We start from the raw sequence: 13,797 nt of genomic DNA on the forward strand, positions 1-13,797 counted from the left end.
CAACAGATAGGCAGAAGGTCGTCTGAAAAGTTTTCAGACGACCTTTTACTATAAATAATTCAAACAAAAAGCGCGAACCTTGCGATTCGCGCTTTTTTCAGACGGTCTCAATTATTTCTTGTCGTCTTTTACTTCTTCAAAGTCGGCATCTACCACGTCGTCGTCTTTCTTGGCGGAAGACGGTTCGGCTTGTGCGCTTTCGCCTGCTTGGGCTTCGGCTTGCGCTTGTGCGTAAACCATTTCGCCCAGTTTTTGGCTGGCTGCGCCCAGTGCTTCGGCTTTGGCGTCGATGGCGGCTTTGTCGTCGCCTTTCACGGCTTCTTCGGCTTCTTTCAACGCGGCTTCGATTTTTTCTTTCTCGGCTGCGTCGAGTTTGTCGCCGTAGTCGGCCAAAGATTTTTTCACGGAGTGAATCAGGGCTTCGGCTTGGTTGCGTGAAGCGACCAATTCAGTCAGTTTTTTATCTTCCTCAGCATTGGCTTCGGCATCTTTCACCATGCGTTCGATTTCTTCTTCGCTCAAGCCTGAAGAACCTTGGATGGTGATGTTGGCGGCTTTGCCTGTGCCTTTGTCTTTGGCGGAAACGTGCAGGATGCCGTTGGCGTCAATGTCGAAGATGACTTCGATTTGCGGCATGCCGCGCGGTGCGGGTGCGATGTCGCCCAAGTTGAACTGACCCAAAGATTTGTTGGCGGAAGCACGTTCGCGTTCGCCTTGCAGCACATGGATGGTTACTGCGCTTTGGTTGTCTTCGGCGGTAGAGAACACTTGCGACGCTTTGGTCGGGATGGTGGTGTTCTTCTGAATCAGCTTGGTCATCACACCGCCCATGGTTTCGATACCCAAAGACAGGGGTGTTACGTCCAGCAGCAATACGTCGCTGCGGCCGCCGCTCAATACTTCGCCTTGAATCGCTGCGCCTACGGCAACGGCTTCGTCAGGGTTCACGTCTTTGCGCGGTTCTTTGCCGAAGAAGTCTCTTACGGCTTCTTGTACTTTCGGCATACGGGACTGACCGCCGACCAAAATCACGTCGTCGATGTCGCTGGTGCTCAAGCCGGCATCTTTCAATGCGGTGCGGCAAGGCTCAATAGAGCGGGCAATCAGGTCTTCAACCAGGCTCTCGAATTTGGCGCGGGTAATTTTCATTGCCAAGTGTTTCGGGCCGGTTGCGTCCATGGTGATGTACGGCAGGTTGATTTCGGTTTGCTGGCCGCTGGACAATTCGATTTTGGCTTTTTCGGCAGCCTCTTTCAGGCGTTGCAATGCCATCACGTCTTGTTTCAAATCAATGCCTTGGTCTTTTTTGAACTCGGCGATGATGTAGTCGATGAGGCGTTGGTCGAAGTCTTCACCACCCAAGAAGGTGTCGCCGTTGGTTGCCAATACTTCGAATTGTTTGTCGCCGTCGAGGTTGGCGATTTCGATGATGGAAATATCGAAGGTACCGCCGCCCAAGTCATATACGGCTACTTTGCGGTCTTTGTTGTCGCCTTTGTCCATACCGAATGCCAAAGCGGCTGCGGTCGGCTCGTTGATGATGCGTTTTACATCCAAACCGGCGATGCGGCCTGCGTCTTTGGTGGCTTGACGTTGGCTGTCGTTGAAGTAGGCCGGAACGGTAATCACGGCTTCGGTTACTTTCTCGCCCAAGTAAGATTCGGCGGCTTCTTTCATTTTACGCAGGACTTCTGCGGAAACTTGCGGCGGAGACAGCTCTTTGCCTTGTGCTTTCACCCATGCGTCGCCGTTGCTGGCTTTGATGATTTCGAAAGGCATGGATTCGATGTCGCGTTGGACTTCTTTGTCTTCGAATTTATGACCGATCAAACGTTTGACGGCGTAGATGGTGTTTTTAGCGTTGGTTACGGCTTGGCGTTTGGCCGGTGCGCCGACGAGGACTTCGCCGCCGTCCAGATAAGCGACGACAGACGGCGTAGTGCGTGCGCCTTCTGCGTTTTCAATAACTTTGGTTTGACCGTTTTCAGAGATGGATACACAAGAGTTGGTTGTACCTAAGTCGATACCGATTACTTTTGCCATATTGATGTTGCTCCTAAAAAGATTTTTCTAAGTTAATAATCGTGTGGAACATTTTGTTCCGTTGACCTGTAAATAAGGTTGCCCGATATTTTTTCAAGGGTTTTGTTGAAATTTTTTTTATATAAAATTCAAGAAGTTAAACTATTTATCCACAGGACGGTATTTTGTTTTTCAGACGACCTTGTCTTTCTTTTCCGATTGGGCATCATCGGAATGATTTTCCAAAAGCGGGATTGGGGCTTGAGGGACGGGGAAGGGTCGTCTGAAAATTTTATGCTTGATAAACTTTATCAAGCGGTGCCTTCAGGATTCTTGTTTCGCCACGACAACCATTGCGGGACGTAATACGCGGTCGGACAGGGTGTAGCCTTTTTTCATGACGCTGACGATGGTGTTCGGCTCTTGCTCGCTGACGACCGCCTGCATTGCTTGATGTTGGTGCGGGTCGAGTTTGCCGCCGGGCTGCGGGTTGATTTCTTTGATGTGCGTGGCGTCAAACGCTTTTTGCAATTCGTTCAGCGTCATTTGCACACCCATTTTCAGCACGTCGAAATTACCGCTTTGGTCGAGCAGCGCCATTTCGAGATAGTCTTTGACCGGCAGCATTTCGGCGGCGAATTTTTGTCCGGCAAACTTGTGCGTATCGGCGATTTCCTGTTGATGGCGGCGGCGCAGGTTTTGCTCGTTCGCCAGGCCGCGCAGTTCGCTGTCTTTCAACTGCCCTTCCAACTCGGCGATACGTGCCTGCAATTCTTCGTAAGTCGGCGGTTCGGCAGCTTCGGGTTGTTCGGTATTGGGCTTTTGGGCGGCTTCTGCGTTTGCCGCCTCTTCGGTTTCGTGTTGATATTGTTCGTGATGTTCGCTCATTTCATGCATCCTTTGGAATGGTTTGAATCGAATGCTACTTTATATAAGGTCGTCTGAAAAAACTTCAAGCACACGGAAACCATCATAAGCATATTCCGCAATGCGCTATCGCAAATCGTTGATAAAAGGTAAGATACACCGACACCATCCTATTTTCAGACGACCCCCGACATGAAAAAAGACCACCTGAACACAACCGATTTCAACCTCTGGCATACCATCCGCGAAGAAACCGCAGCCGCAGCCGCAGCCGAGCCGATGCTGGCGAGCTTTTTGCACCAAACCGTATTGCGCCACGATTCGCTCGATTCCGTCCTTGCCTACCACCTTTCCAGCAAACTCGGCAGCCCGATTATGGACGTGCGCGCCCTGTTTGAAATCTACCAGCAGGCATTGGGCAGCGACGCGCGCATCAGCAATTGCGTCGAAGCCGATTTGAAAGCCATTTACGAACGCGACCCCGCGTGCGACGAATATTCGCTGCCGCTCTTGTATTTCAAAGGTTTCCACGCCATTCAGGCGCACCGCATCAACCACTGGCTCTATCAAAACGGCCGAAAAACGCTGGCGTATTTCCTGCAAAATCGTATGTCGGAAGTCTTCGGCGTCGATATTCACCCCGCCGCCCGTTTCGGTCATGGGCTGATGCTCGACCACGCCACCGGTTTCGTTGCCGGCGAAACCGCCGTGTTGGGCAACAATATTTCCATCCTGCACGGCGTAACGCTCGGCGGCTCGGGCAAGGAAGGCGGCGACCGCCATCCGAAAATCGGCGACGGCGTGATGATCGGCGCGAACGCTTCGATATTGGGCAACATCCGCATCGGCGACAATTCCAAAATCGGCGCAGGCAGCGTGGTCGTTGCGGACGTACCGTCGTCAATCACCGTCGTCGGCGTGCCTGCCAAACCGGTGGGGCGTTCGGTCAAAACCCCATCGGCGGACATGGACCAGAGTTTGCAGGGTACGGCGATGGATTTTGTGATTTGAACTGAATCGCCTGATAAGGCCGCAGATATAGTGGATTAACTTTAAACCAGTACGACGTTGCCTAGCCTTAGCTCAAAGAGAACGATTCTCTAAGGTGCTGAAGCACCAAGTGAATCGGTTCCGTACTATCTGTACTGTCTGCGGCTTCGTCGCCTTGTCCTGATTTAAATTTAATCCACTATATAAAAAGGTCGTCTGAAAACCTGATGGATAAGGTTTTCAGACGACCTTTTTATATACGGCTGACACGCTTATTTTTTTGATACGACGCCCGCTGTTAACCGCCATTCCTCATAGGATTGAATCTAATTTTGAATTGAAGATTTCCGATGGATTCCCGTCTGAGCGGGAATAATGCACCAATAAATATGTTGTCTCTAAAAATCAGCTTGGCAGCCAGAGTCGGTATTGGATGTATAAGTCAGCGTTATTGCCCCGATACTGCATTCCGTTCGTTGCTGCGCAGGCGTTCCAAATGGTTTTTGACTTCCTGTACTTTTGCTTCGGTAAACAGGTTGGCGATATTTTTCCAAATGCTGTGATAACCGTAGGGACCGTGCTGCATTTCGGCTTTTGCCTCTTCAATCTGCCAGCCTTGGTAAAGGATGCGGTACATTCCGGCAATCAGCCCCGTCCTGTCCGCACCGTGGTAGCAATGGATGAGGACTGCGCCGTTTTGTTGCTGTTTTTCAATCAGGTACAGGATTTCGGCGATGTCTTTAGGTTTGACGTTCCACGACAGCAGCGGGCGGTTGATGATGTTGATGCCGTATTGCTTGAGATAGTCGTCGTCATTGCGGTCGAAAAAGCGCAGATTGACGACGCTTTTGATACCCTGCTGTGAAATGGTTTCGCCGTCCTCGGGGACGGGCTGTTCGCTGCGGTAGAGTTTGTCGTCGATACGGTAAAGGTTGGCATCTTGCTTGACGGATACTGCCCAAAGTCGGGTATTCATGGTTCGTGTTTCTTGAGTGGATGAGGCTTGGCAGGCGGCAAGCAGGAAGGCTGAGAAGATAATCGGTATGGTTCGTTTCATCATAGGGATGGATTCAAAAGGTAAAAAGGTCATCTGAAAAAGGAATCTGTTTTCAGACGACGTGTTTGATGTTTGAGAAAATCGCTTTATTCCCATACGTTCGCCCGCTCGACCTCTTTCCACGCGTCGAGAATCAGGCTGCCGTCGTTGTCTTTCAACAGCGTCGCGTCGGAAAGCATACGCCGCCAGGTGCGGGCGTTTTTCAGGCCGTGCATCAGCCCGAGGCTGTGGCGGACGATGTGGCGCAAGATTGTGTCGCGTCCGGCTTGGATTTGGGCTTGACTGTATGTGTAGAGGCGCTGCACCAAATCGGCGTATTCAATCGGGCTGCGGGTATCGCCGTAAAACAGCCTGTCCCATTCGTGCATGACCATCGGGTTGTGATACGCCTCGCGTCCGACCATTACGCCGTCAACGTGTTGCAGGTGTCCGGCGATTGCTTCGTTGGTGGTGATGCCGCCGTTGATGATGATTTCCAGATCGGGAAACTCTTTTTTCAAGCGGTAAACGTAATCGTATTTCAACGGCGGAACGTCGCGGTTTTCTTTGGGGGAGAGTCCGTCCAGCCATGCGTTGCGGGCGTGGACGATGAAGGTTTTGCAAGCGGTTTTGTCGCGCAGCGTGCCGACGAAATCGGCGACGGTTTGGTATTCGGTCTGCCTGTCGACGCCGATGCGGTGTTTGACGGTAACGGGGATTTTGACCGCGTCCTGCATGGCGTTGAGGCAGTCGGCAACCAGCATGACTTCGTTCATCAGACACGCGCCGAACGAGCCTTTCTGCACGCGCGGGCTGGGGCAGCCACAGTTGAGGTTGACCTCGTTGTAGCCGTATTCTTCGGCGGCTTTGGCCGCTTTCGCCAAATCGGACGGGGCGCTGCCGCCCAGTTGCAGGGCGACGGGCTGCTCGCCTTCGTTGAACATCAAAAAGCGGTCTTTATCGCCATAAACGATGGCACCGGAATTGACCATTTCGCTGTAAAGCCATGTGTTGCGGGTAATCTGGCGGGCGAGGTAGCGGTAGTGGCGGTCTGTCCAGTCGAGCATGGGGGCGACGGAAAGGCGGCGGGACGGGAGGTTGGTTTGAGACATTATGTAGTGTGTAAACAGTGTTTCAGACGACCTTTGTTCTTGAAGGTCGTCTGAAAAGGAAACGGATTAAACGGATACCAAGACGGCGGAAAACCGATGCTCCAGTTGGCTTTATAGCAAAGCTTAAGGTTGCTTTTACTTTTCTCCGACGATTTGTTCAAATGTGCGGATTAAGCTTGAAGCGATAACCTCCTCGCTAAACTCCGCCAAACAATCTCGACGCAGTTTTTCATGATCGAAGCGTTCGCGATTTTCATACATTTCAATCAATGCACCGGTAAGCGCGGGGATATTTTCGGTCGGCACCAAAATACCGTTCTCGGGTGTAACGATGGATTGCGGACCGCCGCACATGGTGGCGATGACGGGCAAGCCCTGAGACAACGCTTCAATAAACACGACCCCGAAGGTTTCCGTGCGGCTGGCAAGGACGAAAGCGTCGCTTTGGCGCATCAAATCCAATACTTCGTCCGTAGTGAGCGCGCCGAGGAAGCTGACGGCATGCGTAATGCCCAACTCTTGTGCCAAACGGCGCAAATTGGCGGCTTCCACGCCGTCCCCGCCGATTTTCAATTTGAGGAAAGGATATTTTTCCAATGCTTTCGCAAAGGCCGGCAGCAGGAGGTCATGCCCTTTCAGATGGCGCAGATGCGAAACGGTACAGAAGGTGTAGTCTTGGTTTCCTTTATCGGGAAACGTGAAATCCCGTGCGAAATTGTCGCCCAGTACGTTGGGCAAGTATTCCCATTCCAAACCGTATTTTTCCTTCAGCAGGCGGCTGAAATCGCGGCTGACGGCAAAACGCGCGGCACTATGTTCGGCAGCGAGGCGCATGATCGGCCATTGGTGAGGCCGTATGAGGTTGCGGGTAATGGTGCTACTGTGTTCGGTAATGACGTAGGGAATACCGTAAGTCTTATAAATTTCGTAAGCGAGGATACCCGCGTAGTTCATGGAGTGTGCATGAACAATATCGGGGCGGCCGTTTTCACGCACATACCGCGCAAATGCCTTCATCCCCGCGCGCACCCAGCGGATGCGGTCCAAATCAATAACAGGAAAACGGGGGAAAAAATACATACTGTCGTAAGCATAGGTATTCAACCCGCCCTGATTGTGTTTCCGGATGCCGTACGGACCGGTAAAAATAGATTTGGTATGGACGCGCAAATAGCGGAACATCGGCGCAATCACCCCGACTTTCAAACCTTTTCGCTGCAAGGCTTGTGCTTGAAGACGGAAAAAGATTCCGTCCACATCGGTTTCAGTTTTGGGATACCAAGAAGGAATAACGGCAACGTGCATGAAAAAACTTTCGTAATAATCAATCTGAGGTCGTCTGAAAAAACATTCGCCGTTTTCAGACGACCTTTTTAATAACCGGGTAAAACCTACTCCCCCGCCACGGTCATGCTCTCGATCAGCACCGAACCGATTTTGTTGGAAGAGCGGCGCAGCGCGTCGTTGGCAGTGCCGACGATGCCGAGGTACATATCCTGCAAGCGGCCGGCGATGGTGATTTCTTGGACGGGGTGGCTGATGACGCCGTTTTCCACCCAAAAACCCGCCGCGCCGCGCGAGTAGTCGCCCGTGATGGTGTTCACACCCTGACCCATCAGTTCGGTAACCAACAATCCCGTGCCCATTTCTTTCAGCAGGTCGGACTGCGTTTCGTGCGTATGGTTCAAATAAAGGTTGTGTGCGCCGCCGGCGTTGCCCGTGGTCTGCATACCGAGCTTTCTCGCGCTGTAACTGCTGAGGAAATAGCCTTCGACAATGCCGTCGCGGATGACGAAACGCGGCCGCGTGGCGACGCCTTCGGAGTCGAAATAGGTGCTGCCGAAGGCGCGGGGGATGTGCGGTTCTTCGCGCAGGCTGAGGAAATCGGGCAGGACTTTTCTGCCTATGCTGTCGATCAGGAAGCTGCTTTGGCGGTAGAGCGCGCCGCCGCTGAGTGCGCCGACGAGGTGTCCGATAAGGCCGCCTGCGACGGTGGTATCGAAGAGGACGGGATAGCCGCCTGTCGGGATGCTGCGGCTGTTCAGACGACGTAAGGTGCGCTCGGCGGCGGTTTTGCCGATTTGCTCGGGGCTGTCCATATCTTGATGGCGGCAGGCGGCGTCGTACCAGTAGTCGCGCTGCATACCGTTTTCGTCGGCGGCAACGATGCTGCACGAAATGCTGTGGCGCGTGCCTTGTTGGTGGGCGGTAAAACCGTGGGTGTTGCCGTAAACGTATTGGTAATGTCCGGTCTGAACGCCTGCGCCTTCGGAGTTTTCGATGCGTTCATCCGCGCTCAGGGCGGCTTGTTCACATTGTTTTGCTAACTCGATAGCGGCTTCCGTGCTTAAATCCCATTCGTGATAACGGTCAAGGTTGCCGACGTGTTGCGCCATCAGCGAAGCATCTGCCAGACCTGCGCAATCGTCTTCGGCGGTATAGCGGGCGATGTCGATAGCGGCTTTGACGGTGTCTTGCAAGGCTTTTTCGGAGAAGTCGGCGGTGCTGGCGCGGCCTTTGCGTTTGCCGACGTACACGGTAATATCCAGCGATTTGTCTTGCTGGAACTCGATTTGTTCGATTTCGCCCAGCCGTACGCTGACGCTTTGTCCAATGGATTCGCTAAAGTCGGCTTCGGCAGCCGCCGCGCCCATGTTTTTTGCCAAATCCAAGGCGTGTCCGCATAAGCCGGTCAGCTCGGAGGCGGTGTGGTTAAACAGCATAAAAGGTTTCCTGACAGAGGTTTGCGGCATTTTAACCGTTTTCAGACGACCTCGGCAAAAATACCGCCGCAGAAGATATAGTGGATTAAATTTAAATCAGGACAAGGCGACGAAGCCGCAGACAGTACAAATAGTACGGCAAGGCGAGGCAACGCCGTACTGGTTTAAATTTAATCCACTATAAAAGATCGTCTGAAAACGCCGTTTCAACAGGGCGTTGACGTGAAACCTGCCCGAACGTGCTAAAATACCCGAAACAAAATTAAAGGTTTATCAAAATGTTTGAAAACGAAGACGAATGGGTCAGCAAAACCCAAATGAAAAAGCAGATGAACGATTTGCAGGCTTTGGGCATGGAGTTGACCAAACTCTCGACCGATACGCTGAAAAAAATCGGCTTGGACGAAGACTTGTACGAAGCCGTTGTTACCTACAAAAAAATCACGTCCAACGGCGCGCTCAAACGCCAAAGCCAATTCATCGGCAGGCTCATGCGAGACACCGACCCCGCGCCCATCGAAGCCTTCCTCGCCAAACTGCGCGGCGAAAATACCGCCCACAACGCCTTCTTGCAACGCGTCGAACAAGCTCGCACGCGCCTCTTGGCGGACGACAACGCAATCACCCAATTCATGGCGGACTTCCCCCATGCCGACGCAGGCAAATTGCGCACCTTAATCCGCAACACGAAAAAAGAGCAGGAACAAAACAAACCGCCGAAAAACTTCCGCGCCCTCTTCCAAGAAATCAAATCCGTCATGGAAGGCAGTCAGAGCGATTTGGAAGAAACGCAGGATTGGGCAGAATAAATATCGAGGTCGTCTGAAAATGGGTTGGGGGTTCAGACGACCTTTTTTCATACTTCCGGATAAACTTTATCATCAGCCCATAAAAGTCGTCTGAAACCGCCGTTGCCGTCATTCCCGCGCAGGCGGGAATCCGAGTCTTTGCATTGCGGAAATATCTCAAAGCTGCTGCAACTTCAAATTTCCGAATTCCCAGCCGTACGGAAATAACGACGATAGGTTAACCATCCATACCTGACGGAAAAACAGTATCTGCCCTGCTTATTTAATTTACAGAAAAGGTCGTCTGAAAACGGACTTAGCGGGTTTTGCTAACGTTTTCAGACGACCTTTGTTCAAACGCTCTGGCGTTTATTCAGTCCTTTTAGTCAGAAACGGCCATCAGGCTGGCGTTGCCGCCGGCGGCTGTGGTGTTGACGCTGCAAGAAATTTCTTCAAACACTTGCAGGATGTCCAAGCCTTGTTCGGACGGGAGGATGCGGATGAGTGCGCCGTCGCGTTTTGCCAGCTCTTCCTTGCGGCTGCTGTCCAGCGGGCTTAGGGCGGCGACGTGATGCACGCCTGTGTTTTCAGGTTTGCTGTTGACTTGCAGCAGGCCTTCGAGGTCGGCGGTGTAGGAGGCAAGCGGGCTGTCGGGTTCGACGACGGTTACGATGCCTGCGGCAGCAAGTTCGGTCAGGGCGCAGAAGGCTTGCAGGAGGCTGCCGCCGTGTACCCAGACGCGTTTGGGCGCGCGCCAGCTCATGGCGTTGCGTTCGCCGGTCGGTCCGACCAAGACGGATTCTGCTTGGCGCAGGGTGCGGATGCGGGCGTGTCCCAATGCTGATGCCGCTGCTTTTTTCTCTTCCGCATTAAACGGCAGCTTGTGAATCAGGGCTTCAAGGCGTTTGAGCGCGGCTTCGTCCGCTTGTCCGATGCGGCTCAACGGCGGGGCAACCCATTCGGGGATGCGGGTCAGTTTTTGCAGGTAGAACGAACCGCCTGCTTTCGGACCTGTACCTGACATACCGTGTCCGCCGAACGGTTGTACGCCGACGACGGCGCCGACGATGTTGCGGTTGACGTAAACGTTACCCGCTTCGATGCGTTCGCGGATGCGTTTGACCGTACCTTCGATACGGCTGTGTACGCCGCTGGTGAGCGCGTAGCCTTTGCTGTTGATTTGGTCGATGATTTGGTCAAGTTCGTCGGCACGGTAGCGGACAACGTGCAGGACGGGACCGAAGACTTCGCGGGTGAGTTCGTTCAAATTGTTGAGTTCGAACAAAATCGGCAGCACGAAAGTAGATTTTTCAGGATCAACATCGGAGGCGGCTTTGACTTCGTGGTAAGACTTGGCAACGCCTTTCATTTTGTTGATGTGCGATTGCAGGTTTTGCTGCGCTTCGGCATCGATGACGGGGCCTACGTCGGTGGTAAGTTGAACGGGTTTGTCGACGACCAATTCGTCCATCGCGCCTTTGATGATGGCGAGCATCTTGTCGGCGACATCTTCTTGAACGCAAAGGATACGCAGTGCGGAGCAGCGTTGTCCCGCGCTGTCGAAGGCGGAGTTGAGCACGTCCAAGCAAACTTGCTCGGGCAGCGCGGTGGAGTCAACAATCATGGCATTCTGACCGCCGGTTTCGGCAATCAATACGGGGCTGTCGTCGCGTTTGGCAAGGGCTTTGTTAATCAGTTGCGCCACTTCGGTCGAGCCGGTGAAAATCACGCCGCCGATACGCGGATCGCCCGTCAGCGCTGCGCCGACGTCGCCTGCGCCGAGGACAAGTTGCAAGGCGGAAGTCGGGATGCCTGCTTCGTGCATCAGGGAAACGGCGTAGCTGGCAATCAGGCTGGTTTGTTCGGCAGGTTTGGCGATGACGGTGTTGCCCGCCGCCAATGCGGAAACGACTTCGCCGGTAAAGATGGCGAGCGGGAAGTTCCACGGGCTGATGGCGACGATGGCGCCGACGGCTTTGGCATCTTTGGGCAGGGTGTTTTCGGCTTCGCCTGCGTAGTAGCGGCAGAAGTCGACGGCTTCACGCACTTCGGCGACGGCGTTGTTCAGCGTTTTACCTGCTTCGCGCACGGCAAGCATCATCAGCGCGGGGGTGTGCTGTTCCAGCAAATCGGCAAAGCGGCGCAGGCATTCGGCGCGCTCGGCGGCTGGCGTCGCGCTCCATTCAGGAAACGCGGCAACGGCTGCACCGACGGCTTCTTGGGCAAGCGCGGCATCGGCAAAGCTGACTGTGCCGACGATGTCGTCGTGGTCGGCGGGGTTTTTAATCGGTTGCGCTTCGCCGACATCGCGGGCTTTGCCGTTGATAATGGATGCGGCGTGGAAGTCTTGCGCGGCGGCGCGGTTGAGTTTTTCTTGAAGCTGTTGCAACACGGTTTCGTTGCTGAAATCGACGCCTTGAGAGTTCAGACGACCCCTGCCGTACAAATCGCGCGGCAGCGGCAAGGCGTTGTGCAGGTGGATGCCTTGTTCGGCGATGGTGTCGAACGGGCTGCGGATCAGCGTGTCGATGCTGATGTTTTCATCGACGATTTGGTTGACGAACGATGAGTTCGCGCCGTTTTCCAACAGGCGGCGCACCAAGTAGGCGAGCAGGGTTTCGTGTGTACCGACCGGGGCGTACACGCGCACGCGGCGGCCTAAGTTTTGCGGGCCGACCACTTGGTCGTACAAGGTTTCGCCCATGCCGTGCAGGCATTGGTGTTCAAAGTCTTTGCCTTTGCCCATTTGGTAAATCGCGCCCAAGGTGTAGGCGTTGTGGGTGGCGAATTGCGGGAACACGGCGTCTTGCGCGTCCAGCAGTTTGCGCGCGCAGGCGAGGTAGGAGATGTCGGTATGGACTTTGCGGGTGTAGGTCGGATAGCCGTCCAAGCCGTCCACTTGCGCCCATTTGATTTCGCTGTCCCAGTACGCGCCTTTAACGAGGCGGATCATCAGTTTTTGGTTGTTGCGGCGGGCAAGGTCAATCAGATAGTCGATGACGAAGGGGCAGCGTTTTTGATATGCCTGAACGACAAAGCCGATGCCTTTGTAACCGGCTAAATCGGGGTCGGAAACGAGTGCTTCCATCAAATCCAAAGACAGCTCCAAACGGTTGGCTTCTTCGGCGTCGATGTTGATACCGATATCGTATTTTTTACCCAAAAGGAACAGTTCTTTCAGACGAGGTAGGAGTTCGCTCATGACGCGTTCGTGTTGGGCGCGGGAGTAGCGCGGATGGATGGCGGAGAGTTTGACGGAAATACCGTTGCCTTCATAAACGCCTTGTCCGGCGGCGTCTTTGCCGATGGCGTGAATGGCTTGAACGTAGTCGTTGTAATAGCGGTCGGCATCTTCTTGGGTGTAGGCGGCTTCGCCCAACATATCGAAGGAGAAGCGGTAGCCCATTTTTTCGCGCTCTTTGCCGTTTTGCAGCGCTTCTTCAATGGTTTGTCCGGTAACAAACTGCTTGCCCAACAAGCGCATGGCGTAGTTCACGCCTTGGCGGATCAGGGGCGCGCCGCCTTTACTGACGAGGCGGTTCAGAGCCGAACCCATCTGCTTGTCGCTCGGCGCGGTCAGTTTGCCGGTAATCAGCAAGCCCCATGCGGCGGCGTTGACGAACAGGGACGGGCTGTTGTTCAAATGGCTTTTCCAGTTGCCTTCGGAAATTTTGTCGGCAATCAGGCGGTCGCGCGTCGCATTGTCGGGAATGCGCAGCAAAGCTTCCGCCAGACACATCAGCGCAATGCCTTCTTCGCTGGAGAGCGAAAACTCGTGCATCAGCGCATCTACCCCGCTGGCTTTGGTGCGGCTGGCACGAACCTGCGTAACCAAACGGCGCGCGAGTTCGGACGCCGCCCGACGCTCCTCATCGCTCATCTGGGCGCGTTGCAGCATATCCTGAACGGCTTCGATTTCGTCGCGGCGGTAAGCATCGGTAATCGCTTGGCGCAGTGGCGTTTGTGTCGGAAAAGCAAAGTCAAACATTTTAAGGTTCTCCAAAGTTTTTATGATGATTTTCAGACGACCCCATCCCTTTTCGAGGTCGTCTGAAAAGATTTAAAGCATATAGATAATATCTTAATAAATTTATAAGGGTCGGACAAGCAATTTATCTTAAAAACAGGATTTTTTGCTTTGATAAAAAGCAGATAAAGCCCAAAGAGTGCATTATCCGCATGAGCATCAATATAAAAATAAAACCTGATTTCCTGTATAAAAATTCAGACGACCTACGGTCAACGGCAGGTCGTCTGAA

Annotated in this window: 9 protein-coding genes and 2 pseudogenes; 3 read left to right on the forward strand and 8 right to left on the reverse strand. The window is 53.5% G+C overall.

Annotation, left to right across the window (positions count from 1 at the left end; translation table 11 throughout):
- Nucleotides 1-111: 111 nt before the first annotated feature.
- Nucleotides 112-2,043, reverse strand: coding sequence for a molecular chaperone DnaK (gene dnaK / locus MON37_RS09610; protein WP_039409629.1), 1,932 nt, complete (start codon nucleotides 2,041-2,043; stop codon nucleotides 112-114).
- Nucleotides 2,044-2,346: 303 nt separating this feature from the next.
- On the reverse strand, nucleotides 2,347-2,910 hold the full coding sequence (gene grpE, locus MON37_RS09615) for a nucleotide exchange factor GrpE (RefSeq protein WP_039409633.1): 564 nt from the start codon (nucleotides 2,908-2,910) through the stop codon (nucleotides 2,347-2,349).
- Nucleotides 2,911-3,081: 171 nt separating this feature from the next.
- Between grpE and cysE the strand changes: the two genes are divergently transcribed.
- Entirely contained in the window at nucleotides 3,082-3,900 is an 819-nt protein-coding gene (gene cysE, locus MON37_RS09620; protein WP_003759048.1) for a serine O-acetyltransferase, read from the forward strand.
- A 120-nt stretch (nucleotides 3,901-4,020) separates the two neighbouring features.
- On the opposite strand, the pseudogene MON37_RS12525 reads toward cysE, so the two are convergent.
- The 5 genes and pseudogenes from MON37_RS12525 to pmbA form a co-directional block, all read right to left on the reverse strand.
- Nucleotides 4,021-4,083: pseudogene (locus MON37_RS12525) on the reverse strand (transposase); the annotation flags it as partial.
- Between the two features lie 244 nt (nucleotides 4,084-4,327).
- On the reverse strand, nucleotides 4,328-4,939 hold the full coding sequence (locus tag MON37_RS09625; protein WP_197067789.1) for a phosphatase domain-containing putative toxin: 612 nt from the start codon (nucleotides 4,937-4,939) through the stop codon (nucleotides 4,328-4,330).
- 83 nt (nucleotides 4,940-5,022) lie between these two features.
- A complete protein-coding gene (gene dusA / locus MON37_RS09630) occupies nucleotides 5,023-6,027 on the reverse strand; it encodes a tRNA dihydrouridine(20/20a) synthase DusA (RefSeq protein WP_039409636.1) in 1,005 nt (334 codons plus the stop codon).
- Nucleotides 6,028-6,162: 135 nt separating this feature from the next.
- Nucleotides 6,163-7,332, reverse strand: a complete 1,170-nt coding sequence (locus MON37_RS09635) for a glycosyltransferase (RefSeq protein WP_039409639.1) — start codon at nucleotides 7,330-7,332, stop codon at nucleotides 6,163-6,165.
- Nucleotides 7,333-7,418: 86 nt separating this feature from the next.
- The gene (gene pmbA, locus MON37_RS09640; protein ID WP_039409642.1) at nucleotides 7,419-8,750 is read right to left on the reverse strand and encodes a metalloprotease PmbA; all 1,332 of its coding nucleotides are present in this window, start codon (nucleotides 8,748-8,750) and stop codon (nucleotides 7,419-7,421) included.
- A gap of 67 nt (nucleotides 8,751-8,817) precedes the next feature.
- On the opposite strand from pmbA, the pseudogene MON37_RS09645 reads away from it, so the two are divergent.
- Together MON37_RS09645 and yjgA are read left to right on the forward strand one after the other, a co-directional pair.
- Nucleotides 8,818-8,931 (forward strand): annotated as a pseudogene (locus MON37_RS09645) (IS5/IS1182 family transposase); the annotation flags it as partial.
- Between the two features lie 97 nt (nucleotides 8,932-9,028).
- On the forward strand, nucleotides 9,029-9,559 hold the full coding sequence (yjgA, locus tag MON37_RS09650) for a ribosome biogenesis factor YjgA (protein ID WP_039409645.1): 531 nt from the start codon (nucleotides 9,029-9,031) through the stop codon (nucleotides 9,557-9,559).
- 361 nt (nucleotides 9,560-9,920) lie between these two features.
- Here yjgA and putA read toward each other — a convergent pair whose 3' ends face one another.
- On the reverse strand, nucleotides 9,921-13,526 hold the full coding sequence (gene putA, locus MON37_RS09655; protein WP_039409648.1) for a bifunctional proline dehydrogenase/L-glutamate gamma-semialdehyde dehydrogenase PutA: 3,606 nt from the start codon (nucleotides 13,524-13,526) through the stop codon (nucleotides 9,921-9,923).
- Nucleotides 13,527-13,797: the final 271 nt, after the last annotated feature.

The organism is Morococcus cerebrosus (assembly GCF_022749515.1).
GTDB classification, from domain to species: domain Bacteria; phylum Pseudomonadota; class Gammaproteobacteria; order Burkholderiales; family Neisseriaceae; genus Neisseria; species Neisseria cerebrosa.